General features: G+C 69.8%; 15 protein-coding genes and 1 pseudogene. 7 read left to right on the forward strand and 9 right to left on the reverse strand.

Annotated elements, in window-relative coordinates; all coding sequences use genetic code 11:
• Positions 1-127 precede the first annotated feature (127 nt).
• Entirely contained in the window at positions 128-1,570 is a 1,443-nt protein-coding gene (locus tag BM162_RS22325) for a zinc-ribbon domain-containing protein (protein ID WP_143096094.1), read from the forward strand.
• Positions 1,571-1,615: 45 nt separating this feature from the next.
• On the opposite strand, the gene BM162_RS01570 is transcribed toward BM162_RS22325, so the two are convergent.
• From BM162_RS01570 to argH, 5 genes are all read right to left on the reverse strand, one after another.
• On the reverse strand, positions 1,616-4,216 hold the full coding sequence (locus BM162_RS01570; RefSeq protein WP_093416759.1) for a TIGR02302 family protein: 2,601 nt from the start codon (positions 4,214-4,216) through the stop codon (positions 1,616-1,618).
• Between the two features lie 38 nt (positions 4,217-4,254).
• Positions 4,255-5,520 (reverse strand): diaminopimelate decarboxylase, encoded by a 1,266-nt coding sequence (gene lysA / locus BM162_RS01575; RefSeq protein ID WP_093416762.1) that lies wholly within the window; start codon positions 5,518-5,520, stop codon positions 4,255-4,257.
• A gap of 124 nt (positions 5,521-5,644) precedes the next feature.
• Positions 5,645-5,959, reverse strand: coding sequence for a DUF2834 domain-containing protein (locus BM162_RS01580; RefSeq protein WP_093416764.1), 315 nt, complete (start codon positions 5,957-5,959; stop codon positions 5,645-5,647).
• A complete protein-coding gene (locus BM162_RS22330) occupies positions 5,959-6,105 on the reverse strand; it encodes an argininosuccinate lyase (RefSeq protein WP_143096095.1) in 147 nt (48 codons plus the stop codon). Before BM162_RS22330 ends, BM162_RS01580 begins: the two co-directional genes overlap by 1 nt.
• On the reverse strand, positions 6,102-7,493 hold the full coding sequence (gene argH, locus BM162_RS01585; RefSeq protein ID WP_143096096.1) for an argininosuccinate lyase: 1,392 nt from the start codon (positions 7,491-7,493) through the stop codon (positions 6,102-6,104). The genes BM162_RS22330 and argH overlap by 4 nt, the downstream gene beginning before the upstream one ends.
• 18 nt (positions 7,494-7,511) lie before the next feature.
• Here argH and BM162_RS01590 point away from each other — a divergent pair, with 18 nt between their 5' ends.
• Together BM162_RS01590 and BM162_RS01595 are read left to right on the forward strand one after the other, a co-directional pair.
• The gene (locus tag BM162_RS01590) at positions 7,512-8,075 is read left to right on the forward strand and encodes a TlpA family protein disulfide reductase (protein ID WP_245759155.1); all 564 of its coding nucleotides are present in this window, start codon (positions 7,512-7,514) and stop codon (positions 8,073-8,075) included.
• A 74-nt stretch (positions 8,076-8,149) separates the two neighbouring features.
• Positions 8,150-8,791, forward strand: a complete 642-nt coding sequence (locus BM162_RS01595) for a hypothetical protein (RefSeq protein WP_093416772.1) — start codon at positions 8,150-8,152, stop codon at positions 8,789-8,791.
• On the opposite strand, the gene BM162_RS01600 is transcribed toward BM162_RS01595, so the two are convergent.
• Complete coding sequence (locus BM162_RS01600; protein WP_093416774.1) at positions 8,783-9,352, reverse strand: DNA-3-methyladenine glycosylase I; 570 nt, start codon at positions 9,350-9,352, stop codon at positions 8,783-8,785. The genes BM162_RS01595 and BM162_RS01600 overlap by 9 nt on opposite strands.
• A 111-nt stretch (positions 9,353-9,463) precedes the next feature.
• Between BM162_RS01600 and BM162_RS01605 the strand changes: the two genes are divergently transcribed.
• The 4 genes and pseudogenes from BM162_RS01605 (at position 9,464) to yddG (ending at position 13,506) form a co-directional block, all read left to right on the forward strand.
• Complete coding sequence (locus BM162_RS01605) at positions 9,464-10,297, forward strand: EAL domain-containing protein (RefSeq protein WP_093416777.1); 834 nt, start codon at positions 9,464-9,466, stop codon at positions 10,295-10,297.
• Between the two features lie 141 nt (positions 10,298-10,438).
• Positions 10,439-11,611, forward strand: a complete 1,173-nt coding sequence (locus tag BM162_RS01610; protein ID WP_093416779.1) for an acetyl-CoA C-acetyltransferase — start codon at positions 10,439-10,441, stop codon at positions 11,609-11,611.
• 37 nt (positions 11,612-11,648) lie between these two features.
• A complete protein-coding gene (locus BM162_RS01615) occupies positions 11,649-12,491 on the forward strand; it encodes a patatin-like phospholipase family protein (RefSeq protein ID WP_093416782.1) in 843 nt (280 codons plus the stop codon).
• 124 nt (positions 12,492-12,615) lie between these two features.
• Positions 12,616-13,506: pseudogene (yddG, locus tag BM162_RS01620) on the forward strand (aromatic amino acid exporter YddG).
• Here yddG and BM162_RS01625 read toward each other — a convergent pair.
• The 3 genes from BM162_RS01625 to BM162_RS01635 all read right to left on the reverse strand — a co-directional run bounded on the left by BM162_RS01625 (position 13,503) and on the right by BM162_RS01635 (position 14,758).
• Entirely contained in the window at positions 13,503-13,670 is a 168-nt protein-coding gene (locus tag BM162_RS01625) for a YdcH family protein (protein ID WP_093416785.1), read from the reverse strand. The pseudogene yddG and the gene BM162_RS01625 sit on opposite strands and share 4 nt — an antisense overlap.
• Positions 13,671-13,793: 123 nt before the next feature.
• Entirely contained in the window at positions 13,794-14,540 is a 747-nt protein-coding gene (locus tag BM162_RS01630; protein ID WP_439332809.1) for a tRNA1(Val) (adenine(37)-N6)-methyltransferase, read from the reverse strand.
• A gap of 2 nt (positions 14,541-14,542) precedes the next feature.
• Entirely contained in the window at positions 14,543-14,758 is a 216-nt protein-coding gene (locus BM162_RS01635; protein WP_093416790.1) for a putative signal transducing protein, read from the reverse strand.
• Positions 14,759-14,800 lie beyond the last annotated feature (42 nt).

A 14,800-nucleotide genomic window follows, 5' to 3' on the forward strand; every position in this document is an offset into this window, starting at 1 on the left:
GACCGTTTTGCCTCACGTCCCGGGGGCATGCAATCGCCGCGGGCCAAGTCCTTGGATATCGGGCATTTGCATGCTTAACCTCGGACAGGATGAAGCACGGCCCGGGCCGGCAAGGTGGCATGACGAGATGAGGCTGATCTGCCCGAACTGCGCCGCGCAGTACGAAGTGGACGCGGCGATGATCCCCGAGCACGGCCGGGACGTGCAGTGCTCGTCGTGCGGTCACACGTGGTTTCAGCGCCGCGCGCGGGCCGAAGACGACTGGGCCGAGGCCGACGCGCCCGGCGATCCGCTCGCCCCCGCGCCCGACGCCCTGCCCGAGCCCGGCCCCGCGCTGACTTCCGAAGACGAGGAAGAAGACGACGCGCCCGCTCCGCCCCCGCCGCCGCGTCGCCGCATGGACGAGGCGGCCATGGCCATCCTGCGCGAGGAAGCCGCGCGCGAGGCCGCCGCCCGCCGCCGCGAGCTTGGCGGCGCGCTCGAGACGCAGGGCGACCTGGGGCTCGACGCGGACACGCCGCCGCGCCGCCGCCCGCCGTCCTGGCACGCCCTCCAGCCGCCCGAAGCCGAACCTGAGGACGTGCCAGAGGCGGAAGCGGTGCCCGAAGCGGAGTCGGAGCGGCCCGAGCCCGACCTGTCCGGGCCTACACCGGACGCTGCGGAAGCCGCTTCTGAGGCGGAGGACGAATCCCTCTTCGACGCCTCCCGGGCGGAAGAGGCTCCCTCGCCCGCCGACGACGAGCTTGTTGCCGGCGAGCAGGACTTTGCCCCGGACGAAGAAGAACCTGTCGCCCAAGGGCATAGAGGCTCACTCGCCGAGGACCAGTCCGTCGCCGGCGAGGACGAGGCCCCCCCGGCCGATGCCGAGCCCATACCGGAGGAAGACATCGCGCCGGGCGACGAGTGGTCCGACTGGTGGGACGCCGGTCACGACCGCGAGCCTCAGGTGCCTGCCGCCGCGACAGAGGAGCAGCAATCCGAGCCGGACGGTGCGGAGCCCGTCACACCCGCGCTCGCTCCTCCACCGGACCTGCCGGAGGAGCACCAAGCCCCTGCGCCCGCAGAGGAGGCTTTGCACGACCGGAACGGAAAGTCAGAGGTCACATCCCCGCCCGACATAGACGTCGAGCAGGATGCCGCGCCTGGGCACGAAGAGGCCACGGCGCACGTCATCCCCGAGGTCGCGCCCTCGCGCGTGGCCGCGTCCTCGACGGCGCGTGCGCGGCCCGCGTCGGAGGCGGCGCAGAGCTCTCGCCGGGAACTTCTGCCGGACATCGAAGAGATCAACTCGAGCCTCACCGCCTCCTCCCGCCATGATCCGGCCGAGAGGCCCGAGATCGACGAAGATGCAGGCGAAAAACGCAGCGGGTTCAGAGCGGGGTTCCTGAGCGTCGTGACCCTCGCCGCGATCCTGCTTCTGGCCTACGGCTTCGCCCCGCTGATCGTTCAGACGGTGCCGGCGTCCGAGGGCGTGATGATCGCCTATGTCGAAGCGGCGAACGACGTGCGGGACGGCATCGACGGGCTGCTGCGCGAAGCCAGCATGGCCCTTGGCAACCTGGTGGACTGAAACCGTGCCTCTGCTCCGCAGACCACCGCCGCGCGCTGACGCGCCTCAGAACCGGTCCAGCAACCGGCGCAGGTAGTCGAGTTCCTCCTGCGGGCGTTCCTGCTCGCCCGAGCGGCGGCGGATCTCGTCCAGAAGCTCCTGCGCCCGGCGATAGATGTCCTCGCCCTGCAGGAACTGCTCGTCCGTGCCCAGCCGTCCCTGCGCCCCGGCGCTGCGGCCCAGCGGATCCTCGCGGCGGCCCTGCGGGTCGCCCTCGGCCGTGGCCTGACCCTGTCCGCCCTGTTGCTGTTGCTGCTGCTGGGCCATCGCTTCGCCCAGGTTGCGCATGCCTTCGCGCAGGGCCTCCATCGCCTCGGACTGGCGGTCAAGCGCCTCGGCGTAGTCGCGGTCGCGCAGCGCCTCCTCGGCGCCGTCCATCGCCTCGCCCGCGCGGCCCAGCGAGTCGCGCGCGGCGTCGCCTTCGGGCGTGCCCGCGCCGGGCAGGTTCTGCTGCTGGCGGTTCAGTTCGTTGCGCAACTGCTCCTGCCGCTGCGCCAGGTCCTGGCCCAGCGACTGGCCGTTCTGCCCCTGACCGGGCTGGCCCTGCTGCTGGCCCGGCTGGCCCTGTCCCGGCTGCCCCTGGCCCTGCTGGCCCTGCTGCCCCGGCATCTGCCCGGGCTGCTGGCCCTGCTGGCCTTGCTGCCCTTGCTGGCCCTGCTGCTGGCCAAACTGCTGCTGCAGGTCCTGGAACGTGTCGTCATTGAGCTGCTGCTGGTTGCGCAGCGTCTCCTGCAGGTCGCGCATGGCCTGCTGGCCCTCGCCCTGCTGGCCCTGCCCCTGCTGGCCGCGGGCGACCTGCATGTTCTCCATCATCTGGCGAAGCTGGTCCAGAAGCTGCTGCGCCTCGGCCATGCGGCCCTGCTCCATCAGCTCCTGCAACCGGTCCAGCATCTGCTGAAGCTGGTCGCCGGTGATCTCCTGCATCTCGCCCTGCGCCTGCTGCTGGTCCTGCTCCTGCGCGTTCTCGGCAAGCTGGCGCATGTAGTCCTGCATCGCCTCGCGCAGCTCCTGCATCAGCTCGGCGATCTCGTCCTCGGACGCGCCGTTGCGCATCGCCTCGGACAGCCGGTCCTGGGCCCGGCGCAGCCGTTCGAGCGCGTCGTCCATGTCGCCGTACTCGATCTCGTTGGCGATGTCCCACAGCGCCTGCGCGATCTCCTCCTGCCGTTCCTCGGACAGGTCGGTGAACATGAACCCGGCCTCGAGCCGCCGGATCGCCACCCGCAGCCGCAGGTACACCGTCTCGGAGCGGAACACGTCCTCCGGCCGATACGATACAGCGCGCAGCACCTGCGCCACGCGCGGTGCGTTCTCGCGGCTCCACAGCAGGTCGCGGCGCTGCTCGATCACCGCTTTCGCCAGCGGGTCGAAGAAGCGCAGGCCGAAAAGGTCCGTCTCCAGCACCTCGCTCTCGCCCGACTGCGCCTGCGCGTCGTCGACCTCGAACGTGATCTCGACCGGCAGGTTGGCCCAGGAATGTTCCGAGAAGTTGTCGATCAGCACTTCCTCGAACGCGGTCCGGTCGCCCGTGATCGGCATCGGCAGGTCCACCACGATCGGCTCGCGCGGCTCGGGCTCGGTTGCCAGGCCGTAGCGACGGTCGACGCGGTCCATGTCCAGCTCGATCACCGCGCGACCCGAGACCACGCCGTAGTCGTCCTCGGCCGCGAAGGGCAGCCGCATCTCGCCGTCCGCCGCGCGCTCGGCTTCCGCCGTCACGCGCACGTCGGGGGCGGTGTCGGGCTCGACCACCACCTGCCAGTCACGCCCGCCCGGCCCGTCGATGCGCAGCGATCCGTCCTGCACCACCTCGAAATCCTGCGACGGATCGGCGGCCGAGGGCACCTCGCCCGTCCGGCCCGAGACCGTCTCGGCCACCGTCAGATTCCCCACCTCGCCGTAAAGCCGCAGGGTGATCCGCGACCCTTCCGGCACGCTCAGGGTGTCGCGCGTCACGTCGGCCAGGTACAGCGACGGCTTGCCGGTATAGGCCGGTGGCTCGACCCAGCCCTCCCAGGCGGGCCCCGCGGCGACGGCCTGCCCGCCGCCCGCGCCCGGCGCCATCTGCGTGACCGACGCGACGCGCCAGAACGACCCGAAGATCAACGCGGTGACGAAAGCCGTCAGCGCCACATAGCGCAGGGCATAGGGATCGCGCGCCGCCATGCGCAGATCGGGCTCCACCGCCCGCGCCTCGCGCACCCGGTCGGCCATGCGGCGCACATGCGCCTGCCAGACGGCCTCGGACAGGGCATCGCCCGCGCCGATCGCCTGCTGGTCGGAGATGGCCGAGATCGGCCGCCCCGGCAGCGTGCGGTCCAGCCGCTCCAGCGCGTCGGCCTCCGACGGCCAGCGAAACGCCCGTACGCCGCGCCAGATCGCCCAGAGCCCGCCCAGGATCGCGACGAACCCGCCGCCCCAGACCAGCTCCAGCGGCGCGGCCTCGTGCACGCCCATCATCAGCAGGGCCAGCGCGATCAGCAGGATGCTCCACAGCGGCCAGAACGCCCGCGTCCCGCGCTCGGCCACCATGCCGAAACGGGTGAGCCAGAGGGGACGGCGAAGGCGGCGGCGCGCCGCGTCGGGGAGCGTCAGTGTCCTGCCCATGAAGCCTGCATCGTTGACCCGATGCGGAGGATCCCGCGTTAGAGCCACCCGGGGATGGTATCGCGCGCGATGATATCGTCAAAGGTCGGTCGCGAACGGATGACGGCGAAGTGATCGTCCTTCACCAGAACTTCGGGAATCAGCGGCCGCGTGTTGTATTCCGACGCCATCACCGCGCCATAAGCCCCGGCGCTGCGGAAGGCGACCAGGTCGCCCTCGCCTACCGGCGGCATCGGGCGCTGCTTGGCGAAGGTGTCGCCGCTTTCGCAGACCGGACCGACGATGTCGTAGGGGTGCGTCTCGGCGCCCGCCGCAGGCTCCACGACCGGCACGATGTCGTGCCAGGCGCCGTACATCGAGGGCCGGATCAGGTCGTTCATGGCACTGTCGAGAATGAGGAAATCGCGCCCCTCGCCCGCCTTCACCCAGATCACCTTCGACACCAGGATGCCCGCATTACCCGAGATCAGCCGCCCCGGCTCGATCTCGATCTCGCAGCCCAGGTCACCAACCGTGCGCCGCACCACGTCGCCGTAATCCAGCGGCAGCGGCGGCGCCGCGTTCGACCGCTCGTAGGGGATGCCCAGGCCGCCGCCGAGGTCGAGCCGCGTGATCTCGTGCCCCTCGGCACGAAGTTGCCGGGTCAGGTCGGCGACCAGCGTGTAAGCGGCCTCGTAGGGCGCGAGGTCGGTCAGCTGGCTGCCGATGTGAACGTCGATTCCCACGACCTTAAGTCCCGCCATCTTCGCCGCCTCGGCATAGACCTCGGGCGCGCGGCCGATGGGGATGCCGAACTTGTTCTCCTTCCGGCCGGTCGAGATCTTCTCGTGCGTCATCGCGTCCACGTCCGGGTTCACCCGCACGGTGATCGGCGCGACGGTGCCCATCGACAACGCCACCTCGTTTAGCGCCGCCATCTCGGGCTCGCTTTCGACGTTGAACTGCCGGATGCCGCCCTCGAGCGCCGCGCGCATCTCTTCGCGCGTCTTGCCCACGCCCGAGAACACGATCCGCTCGCCCGGCACGCCCGCCGCCCTCGCGCGGCGGTATTCGCCCAGCGACACGACATCCATGCCCGCGCCCATCTCGCCCAGCAGCTTCAGGATCGCCTGGTTCGAATTGGACTTCACCGCAAAGCACACGAGGTGGTCGAGCCCCTTGAGCGCCTCCTCGAACAGCCCGAAATGCCGCGTCAGCGTCGCGGTCGAGTAGCAATAGAAAGGCGTTCCCACCGCCGCCGCGATCTCGGGCAGCGGCACGTCCTCGGCATGAAGCACGCCGTCGCGGTACAGAAAGTGGTCCATCGCATCCCCCGAAGCTCGCTCGCGCGCCTCATACCAGACCCGCCCGCCGCGGCAACGCCCAGGCCTTCCTCTTGCCGAAAATACTCATGGTCCCGCGACCACAGCCGAAGCGCCGCAGGCCGTCTCAGTCCCGCCGAAGACGCAGGAACAGGTACAGCGGCAGCGCACAGCTCAGCCCGATCAGGACGGTGACGGGCACTGCCACCAGCCGCGTCCAGTCCCGCGAAATCACGCTTTCGGCCACGGCCCAGACGGTGAACGCGATGGCCGAGATCGTCAGGTCCCAGGTCAGGCCCGTGACGCTCGCGTTGGCGTACCAGGCGTCGATCATGCCGCCCCAGTCCCAGTCGTTGGCCCGCAACCACGCCGTGAACCACCACAGCGGGTGGACCGCGCCCCAAGCCGCGAGCGCGAGGAACAGCCAGCGCAGGCGGCGCATCAGAACACGCCGACGACGCCGATGCTCGCCTCGCCGCGCACGGTCATGTTCGTGTCAGCCTCGACCGGGCGCACCGGCTCGGGCGCGCCATCCACTCCGCAGCCGGCAAGCAGCGCCGCCAGCGCGGTCCCCGCGATCCACTTCATCCCAGCTTCTCCGTCCAGCGCGCCACCTGCGCCCGCACCTGTTCGGGTGCGGTCCCGCCATAGGACATGCGGCTCGCGACGGAGTTCTCGACCCCCAGCACGTCGAAGACGGCCTCGGTGATCCCCTCGTGCACCGAGCGCATGTCGGCCAGCGAAAGGTCCGGCAGGTCGCAGCCCTTGCTCTCGGCCATCGCCACAAGCGTGCCGGTGACATGGTGCGCGTCGCGGAACGGCAGGTTCAGCTCGCGCACCAGCCAGTCGGCCAGGTCGGTCGCCGTCGAAAACCCCGAGGCGGCGGCGGCGCGCAGCGCGTCGCGGTTGGCGGTCATGTCGCCGACCATGCCTGTCATCGCGGCCAGCGCCAGCATCAGGTTGTCGGCGGCGTCAAAGACCTGCTCCTTGTCCTCCTGCATATCCTTGGAATATGCCAAGGGCAGTCCCTTCATCACCGTCATCAGCGCCACGTTCGCCCCGAAGATCCGCCCGATCTTGGCGCGGATCAGCTCGGCCGCGTCCGGGTTCTTCTTCTGCGGCATGATCGACGACCCGGTCGAGAAGCGGTCGGACAGCGCCACGAAGCGGAACTGCGCCGAGGACCAGATCACCAGCTCCTCGGCGAAGCGGCTCAGGTGCATCGCGCAGATCGACGCCGCCGACAGGAATTCCAGCGCGAAGTCACGGTCCGACACGGCGTCGAGCGAATTGGCGCAGGGCCGGTCGAAACCCAGCGCCTGCGCCGTCATCTCGCGGTCGATGGGAAAGGATGTGCCGGCCAGTGCGGCGGCGCCCAGCGGGCATTCGTTCATCCGCGCCCGCGCGTCGCGGAATCGCGAAGCGTCGCGCTGGAACATCTCGACATAGGCCATCATGTGGTGGCCCCAGGTCACCGGTTGCGCCGTCTGCAGGTGGGTAAAGCCCGGCATCACCCAGTCCGCCCCGGCCTCCGCCTGGGCGAGAAGCGACCGCGAGAGAGCGTCCAGCCCCTCGACCGCCGCGTCGATCTGGTCGCGCACCCACAGCCGGAAATCCGTCGCCACCTGGTCGTTGCGCGACCGCGCGGTGTGCAGCCGGCCCGCCGAGGGGCCGATGATCTCCTTCAGCCGCGCCTCCACATTCATGTGGATGTCCTCGAGCGCCGTCGAGAACGCGAAGTCGCCCGCCTCGATCTCTGACAAGACCGTGAGCAGTCCTTCCCGCATCGCCTCGGCCTCGTTAGCCTCCACGATGCCCGTCGCGGCCAGCATGGCGGCATGGGCGCGCGAGCCCGCGATGTCCTGTGCGGCCAGCCGCTTGTCGAACGAGATCGAGGCGTTTATCGCCTCCATGATCGCGTCCGGCCCGGCGGCGAAACGCCCGCCCCACATCGCGTTCGAGGATTGATCGGTCATGGGAGGCCCCCGGTGAAGCTGAAGAAGGTTCTGACGTCCGCACTCCTCTACACGGCGGTCCTGACCGGCGCAAATGGCGCACTCGCCGACACCTCCGCGCTCGAGGCGCTGCGCGAGGGCGACATGAGGAAGCTGACGTTCCATTCCGAGCCGCAGGCGGCCTCCGACGCCACCTTCACCGACCCCGAGGGAGGCGAACACGCCCTGTCGGACTATGCGGGCAAGCACGTCCTGCTGAACTTCTGGGCCACCTGGTGCGCCCCCTGCCGCGAAGAGATGCCGGCGCTCGACGCGCTGCAGGCCGAACTCGGCGGCGAGACGTTCGAGGTCGTCCCCGTCGCCACCGGCCGCAACACGCTCGCCGGAATCGAGGACTTCTTCGGTGAAGAGGGGATCGAGACCCTGCCCATCCTGCTCGACCCGAAGCAGGCGCTCGCCCGCGACATGGCGGTGTTCGGCCTGCCGGTCACCGTGATCCTCGACCCCGAGGGGCGCGAGATCGGCCGCCTTCAGGGCGGCGCGGACTGGGCCGGCGACAGCGCCAAGGCCATCCTGAGGGCGCTGATCGCCGGCGAAAGCTGACCGGCGATGCGAGACCGCGCCGGGCGGCAGGGGTCGACAGGCGCAATCGTCTCGCCATTCGTGGGACGCGCCGCGTGAACAGGCGGGCCGTCCTGCTCCTCCTCTACCTCTGTCTGATCGGCGGCGGGCTGGTGCTGGGCCTCTGGCTTCCCGGGGCGCTGCATCTCGAACCCGGCAGCGAGACGCCCTCGGGCATGCCCCTGATGCTGGCCGTGGTGACGGTGGTGTTCGTCCTCGCCTCCGCCGCGCCATTCGTGCCTGGGGCCGAGATCGGGATTGCCCTGATGGCCGCCTTCGGCGACACGGTGGCGGCGCTGGTCTATGCCGGAATGGTCGCCGCGCTGTCCCTGTCCTTCCTCGCCGGCCGCGTGATCCCGCCCGAGCGGCTCGCCCGCGCCTTCGCCGCCCTCGGCCTGGCCCGCGCCGCCGCGCTCGTGCGCCAAAGCAAAGGGATGAGCCCCGACGAACGGCGCGATCACCTCGCCCGGCACGCGCCCAACCGGCTGGTGCCGTTCCTTCTGCGCCACCGCTACGTCGCGCTCGCCGTGGCGCTGAACTTCCCCGGCAGCGCGCTGCTGGGCGGCGGCGGCGGCATCGCGCTGGTCGCCGGAATGAGCCGCCTGTTCACGCCCGCGGGCTTCCTTCTGTCCGTGGCCGTCGCCGCCGCCCCGCTGCCGCTTCTGGTCCTGCTGACGGGCTACGCCCCGCTACCCTGACGCGGCCACCCGGTCATGGCAGGGGCAGGTCACGAGGTGGTCGTTCACCATCCCCGTCGCCTGCATGAAGGCATAGACGATGGTCGGCCCGCAGAACCGGAAGCCGCGCGCCTTCAGCGCCTTCGACATGGCGCGCGACACCGCTGTCTCGGTCGGCACCTCGGCCAGCGTCGCGAAGCGGTTCTGCACCGGGCGCCCGTCCACGTGATCCCACAGGAAGGCGGCGAACCCCTCCCGCGCCTCGATGTCCAGATACGCCCGCGCGTTGCCGATGGTCGCCTCGATCTTGCCGCGGTGACGCACGATGCCCGGATCGGCCAGGAGCCGAGCCACGTCAGCCTCGCCCCAACTCCCAACCATCTCCGGGTCGAACCCGGCGAAGGCCGAGCGGAAGGCGTCGCGCTTGCGCAGGATGGTGATCCAGCTCAGCCCCGCCTGGAAGCCGTCGAGCACCAGCTTTTCCCACAGTGCACGGCCGTCCCGCTCGGGCACGCCCCACTCATCGTCGTGGTAGGCCACGTAAAGCGGGTCCGTCCCGCACCAGCCGCATCGCTCGCCCATCCTCTGCCCCCGGAAACCTGTCGAATTTGACCTTTTACGCATCGTTATCCCGCCGGGCGCAAGGTGGCCCGATGGATCGAGGGGGATTCGCATCGTCGGAAGGGGACAGGAATGACGACACCGGACCACATCCCGCCGGACCCGGCGCTGGAAAGCCCGCTTGCCGCGGCGGTCGAGGCGCGAGACCGCGACGTGATGGCGATGGTCGCGCGGGCGGTGAACGAACGGAACGTCGCGCTCGCCTATCAGCCGATCGTCCCCTCGGGGCGGCCGAACTATCCGGCCTTCTACGAAGGGCTGATCCGCGTGCTCGACGACCGCGGCCGGATCATCCCCGCGCGCGACTTCATCGGCGTGGTGGAAACCCATGAACTCGGCCGCCGGCTCGACGTGCTCGCGCTCGACTTCGGGCTCGAGAAACTGTCCGAGCGGATGGATCTCAGGCTCGCCATCAACATGTCGGCGCGCTCCATCGGCTACGCCCCTTGGCAACGCCTGCTCGACGACCGGCTGCGCGACGATCCCGAACTGGGCGAGCGGCTGATCCTCGAGATCACGGAAAGCTCGGCCATCCTGATGCCCGACGTGGTGCAGGCCTTCATGGCCGAGCTTCAGAACCGCGGCGTCAGCTTCGCCGTCGACAGCTTCGGCGCCGGCTACACCGCCCTGCGCCACCTGCGCGAGCTTTACTTCGACATCCTCAAGATCGACGGCCAGTTCGTGCGCGGCATCCGCCGCAACCCGGACAACCAGGCGCTGGTGCGCGCGATGGTCGCCATCGGGCAGCACTTCGACATGGTCACCGTCGCCGAAAGCGTCGAGGCGCGGGAAGATGCGGACTGCCTCGTCCGGCTGGGGGTCGAATGCATGCAGGGCTACTATTTCGGCGCGCCCACCCTGCGCCCCCGGTGGGACGCCGCACCGTCCGAAGCCGCGGCCGGCTGACGCCGGCGCGGCATCTCCTCCGTTGCGCTCGGGCCCCGCGCCGCCTAACACTCGCTGTAATCCGGCGGAGGACGCCGGTCGCCGGCCTTGCGTCGCCGCGTCCTCTCGCCTGTCGTTTGACGGATGAGAGGGAGTATTCACATGACCAACGTCGTAATCGCCTCGGCCGCCCGGACCGCCGTGGGCAGCTTCGGGGGCGCCTTCGCCAACACGCCGGCCCATGACCTCGGCGCCACCGTGCTGCAGGCCATCGTCGAGCGCGCGGGTATCGACAAGGGCGAGGTGTCCGAAACGATCCTGGGCCAGGTGCTGACCGCCGGCCAGGGCCAGAACCCGGCGCGCCAGGCGCACATAAACGCCGGTCTTCCGCAGGAAAGCGCCGCCTGGGGCATCAACCAGGTCTGCGGCTCGGGCCTGCGGGCCGTCGCGCTCGGCGCGCAGCACATCCTTCTGGGCGACGCCTCGATCGTCGCAGCCGGCGGGCAGGAAAACATGTCGATGTCGCCCCACTGCGCCAACCTGCGCAACGGGCACAAGATGGGCGACATGAAGTTCATCGACACCATGATCAAGGACGGCCTGTGGGATGCCTTCAACGGCTACCACATGGGCCAGACGGCCGAGAACGTCGCCGAGAAGTGGCAGATCAGCCGCGATCAGCAGGACGAGTTCGCCGTCCGCTCGCAGAACAAGGCCGAAGAGGCGCAGAACGCCGGGCGCTTTCAGGACGAAATCGTCAGCTACACGGTCAAGACCCGCAAGGGCGACATCGTCGTGGACAAGGACGAATACATCCGCCACGGCGCCACCATCGAGGCGATGCAGAAGCTGCGCCCGGCCTTCACCAAGGACGGCAGCGTGACCGCCGCGAACGCGTCCGGCATCAACGACGGCGCGGCCGGCGTGCTCCTGATGTCCGCCGACGAGGCCGAGAAGCGCGGCATCGAGCCGCTGGCGCGCATCGCCTCCTACGCGACCGCCGGGCTCGATCCGTCGATCATGGGCGTGGGCCCGATCCATGCCAGCCGCAAGGCGCTGGAGAAAGCCGGCTGGAAGGTCGACGACCTCGACCTGATCGAGGCGAACGAGGCCTTCGCCGCCCAAGCCTGCGCCGTGAACAAAGACATGGGTTGGGATCCCGAGAAGGTGAACGTCAATGGCGGCGCCATCGCCATCGGCCATCCCATCGGCGCCTCGGGCGCGCGGGTCCTGAACACGCTCCTGTTCGAGATGAAGCGCCGGGACGCGAAGAACGGCCTCGCCACGCTGTGCATCGGCGGCGGCATGGGCGTCGCCCTCTGCGTCGAACGCTGAAGAAGGGGCGGGGCGGCCCGGCCGCCCCGCGACCGCTATGAGCGACACGCAGATTTCCCCGTTCGAGCAAATCGTCTTCTCAGGCGGCGGCACCCGCTGTTTCTGGCAAGGCGGCTTCATGGAGGTGTTCTGCGACAAGGTGCCGATTGCCCCCGCCCGCGTCGCCGGTGTGTCGGGCGGAGCGCTGGCCGGGGCGTGCTATCTGGCCGGGCGCGAACGGCGGCTGCTCGAGGTGATGCAGGACGCGTTCCGCGACCAGGACAGCAACGTGAACTGGCACGTGCGCGAGGATGGCGGCCTGACCCCGCACCAGCGCCTGTACCGCGAGGTCGTCGAGACGGTGCTTGACGCCGACGCGCAGAAGCACGTGGCGGCCGGGCCGCACTTCCAGATCCTCCTCGCGCATCCGCCGCTCAGCCTGATGCCCAAGCTCGGAGGCATGATCTCGACCCTGCTTTACGAGGCCGAGCTGCACACCCTCTCGCGCCCCGACGGCCAGTGGCCGGGGCGCATGGGCCTTGGTCACTCCCTCGTCGACGCCCGCGCCGTCGCGGCCGAGGGGCGGCTGGCCGAACTGGTGATCGCCGCCGCGACGATCCCGCCGATCTTCGACCTGCCGCTCTGGAACGACCGGCCGGTGATCGACGGCGGCATGTTCAGCCAGGTGCCGACGCCCGAACCGGACGAGGGCCGCACGCTCGTCCTGCTGACCCGCCGCTACGACCGCCTGCCGGGCGACGAACGCTGCACCTTCGTCGAACCTTCAGACGAGGTGCCGGCAGACAAGATCGACTTCACCGACCCCGGCAAGATCCGCCGCACCTGGGACCAGGGAGAAGAGGACGCCCGCGCCTTCCTGAAGGCGCATCCCGACCTCTAGCAGCCAATCCTTGCACAGCCGTTAAACCTCGCCCTTCGGCGCCGGGGGCGAAAATGTACACCGTTGGTCCGGGAATGCACGTTTCGTCCTTTTTCGACCGGCCCCCGCGGGCTAATCCGCGCCCATGTCCGCCGCCTCCTCCCCCTCCACCACGCGCACCCGCGCCACCGCCATCGGTTTCGTCGCCGTCCTTCTCTGGGCGCTGCTCGCCCTGCTCACGGTCGGCTCCGCCCCGATCCCGCCCTTCCAGCTCAACGCGATCTGCTTCGCCATCGGCGGCGTCATCGGCCTGGTCTGGGTCGCCGCGACCGGCGGCGCGAGCCGCCTGCTCGCCGTCCCGCTTCGCGTGTATCTCTTTGGAACCGCGGGACTTTTCGGATACCACTTCTTCTACTTCTCGTCCCTGCGCAACGCGCCCCCGGCCGAGGCGGGGCTGATCGCCTATCTCTGGCCCCTGCTCATCGTGCTCTTCTCGGGCCTCCTGCCCGGCGAACGGCTGCGTCGCGGTCACGTGCTCGGCGGCCTCGTCGGCTTCACCGGAGCGGCCCTGATCCTCGGCCGCGCGGGCCTGGCCTTCGACCACGCCGCCTTGCCCGGTTACGGCTTCGCAATCCTCTGCGCCCTGACCTGGAGCAGCTATTCCGTCCTGTCCCGCCGCCTTGGCGGCACACCGACCGACAGCGTCGCCGTCTTCTGCACAGCCTCGGCGGTTCTGTCCCTGCTCGCGCACCTCGCGCTGGAAGAAACGGTCTGACCGCGGGATACGGTCGGATGGGCCTCGGCCGTTGCGCTGGGACTCGGGCCGGTGGGGCTGGCCTTTTATGTCTGGGATATCGGGGTGAAACGCGGGGACATCCAGCTTCTGGGCGTGGCGTCCTATGCGGCACCGCTCCTGTCCACCGCCTTGCTGATTCTTGCCGGTATCGCCCCGGCCTCGTGGCTCCTGATCGCGGCCGCCGCGCTCATCGCCGGCGGGGCAGCGCTGGCGGCCCGCGCCAGCGCCAGAAGCTCCTAGTGTTGCGACAGCCTTTGGATCTGCTCCTTCAAGCGGAGCTTTTGCTTCTTTAGTTCAGCGATTTGGAGGTCGTTCGAGCCGGGGCTGCGTTGCGCCGTTTCGACCTCCTGCGAGAGAGTTTGATGCTTTCTCCTCAGTTCGTTCAGGTGTGAACTCAGGCTCATCGCGGTCCTCCTCTCAAGGTGTGGCGCAGCGGCCAGAATGCCGCCGCGAAACAAAGTGCATCACAGACCGATGTCATTGTCACGCATCAGTCACATATTCCGACTCATCTGGTAATTTTTTGCTTAACGCGGCAACGCCGCCGCGTCCCGCAGCACCGCCGACACCTCGGGGCGGTAGCTTTCCCCGTCCCGTTCGTGCCGCGCCCCCTCGTGCATGACCAGCGGCGGCAGAAGGCGGAAGGCGGCACGCCCGCCCTTCACCCCCTGCAACAGCACAAGGCTGGCATTGCGCCCATCGCGCGGGACCACCGGGCGCAGGGTCAGGCTGCCCAGGCGCGCGTCGCAGGCCGACAGAAGGTCCGGCAGGCGGTCGGCGCGCTGGATCAGGCTGAACGTGCCGCGCGGCTTCAGCCGCCGCAGCCCGGCGTCGAGCCAGACGGCAAGCGGCGTCTCCTCGGCCAGGGCGGCCTCCCGCCCCGGATCGGCGGCGGCCGAGCGCGCGGCGGCGTCGTAGTAGGGCGGGTTGGCGAGGACGTGAGCGACCTGCATCTGCCGCAGGGCCGCGGGGGGCGCGGCCAGGTCGCCCTCGAACACCTCGAAGGCCGCACCGTTTTCCTCGGCGTTGCGCCGCGCCAGCGCCGCGTAGTCCGGCTGCCGCTCCAGCCCCACGACCGAAACACCGGGCACCCGCGCCGCCAGGCACAGCGCCGCCGCGCCGACACCGCAGCCAAGGTCCAGCGCCGTCTGCCCCGCCACGGCGGGCACAGCGGCGGCCAGCAGCACCGGGTCCACCCCGGCGCGGTACCCTTTCGCCGGCTGCCAGAGGATCACGCGCCCGCCGAGAAAGGCGTCGCGGGTCAGGTCGCCCATTCTCATCCCTCGAGCGGGATGTCGTTGTCCTTCAGCACGGCGCGGGCGATGAACAGATCCTCGTCCCGCACCATGATCCGGCGCGGCAAAATTCCGATGGAGCCCTCGAGGACGCTCATATGGACGTCCATCTCGAAGCAATCTATATGCTCGCCCTGAAGAAGGGCCTTGGCATAGGCGACGAGAGTCGGATCGGTGGTGCGGATCAGCTCTTTCATGCCGGGGAGTTAATGGCAGCCCGCGGGGCGTGTCGAGCACCG

This window comes from Tranquillimonas alkanivorans (assembly GCF_900115595.1).
GTDB classification, from domain to species: Bacteria; Pseudomonadota; Alphaproteobacteria; order Rhodobacterales; family Rhodobacteraceae; genus Tranquillimonas; species Tranquillimonas alkanivorans.

What these genes read in the sequence shown, in the direction of transcription:
- BM162_RS22325 (WP_143096094.1), top strand. Translation starts at nt 128, where the DNA reads ATGAGGCTGATCTGCCCGAACTGCGCCGCGCAGTACGAAGTGGACGCG.
- BM162_RS01570 (WP_093416759.1), bottom strand. Translation starts at nt 4,216, where the DNA reads ATGGGCAGGACACTGACGCTCCCCGACGCGGCGCGCCGCCGCCTTCGC.
- lysA (WP_093416762.1), bottom strand. Translation starts at nt 5,520, where the DNA reads ATGGACCACTTTCTGTACCGCGACGGCGTGCTTCATGCCGAGGACGTG.
- BM162_RS01580 (WP_093416764.1), bottom strand. Translation starts at nt 5,959, where the DNA reads ATGCGCCGCCTGCGCTGGCTGTTCCTCGCGCTCGCGGCTTGGGGCGCG.
- BM162_RS22330 (WP_143096095.1), bottom strand. Translation starts at nt 6,105, where the DNA reads ATGAAGTGGATCGCGGGGACCGCGCTGGCGGCGCTGCTTGCCGGCTGC.
- argH (WP_143096096.1), bottom strand. Translation starts at nt 7,493, where the DNA reads ATGACCGATCAATCCTCGAACGCGATGTGGGGCGGGCGTTTCGCCGCC.
- BM162_RS01600 (WP_093416774.1), bottom strand. Translation starts at nt 9,352, where the DNA reads ATGGGCGAGCGATGCGGCTGGTGCGGGACGGACCCGCTTTACGTGGCC.
- BM162_RS01605 (WP_093416777.1), top strand. Translation starts at nt 9,464, where the DNA reads ATGACGACACCGGACCACATCCCGCCGGACCCGGCGCTGGAAAGCCCG.
- BM162_RS01610 (WP_093416779.1), top strand. Translation starts at nt 10,439, where the DNA reads ATGACCAACGTCGTAATCGCCTCGGCCGCCCGGACCGCCGTGGGCAGC.
- BM162_RS01615 (WP_093416782.1), top strand. Translation starts at nt 11,649, where the DNA reads ATGAGCGACACGCAGATTTCCCCGTTCGAGCAAATCGTCTTCTCAGGC.
- BM162_RS01625 (WP_093416785.1), bottom strand. Translation starts at nt 13,670, where the DNA reads ATGAGCCTGAGTTCACACCTGAACGAACTGAGGAGAAAGCATCAAACT.
- BM162_RS01630 (WP_439332809.1), bottom strand. Translation starts at nt 14,540, where the DNA reads ATGGGCGACCTGACCCGCGACGCCTTTCTCGGCGGGCGCGTGATCCTC.
- BM162_RS01635 (WP_093416790.1), bottom strand. Translation starts at nt 14,758, where the DNA reads ATGAAAGAGCTGATCCGCACCACCGATCCGACTCTCGTCGCCTATGCC.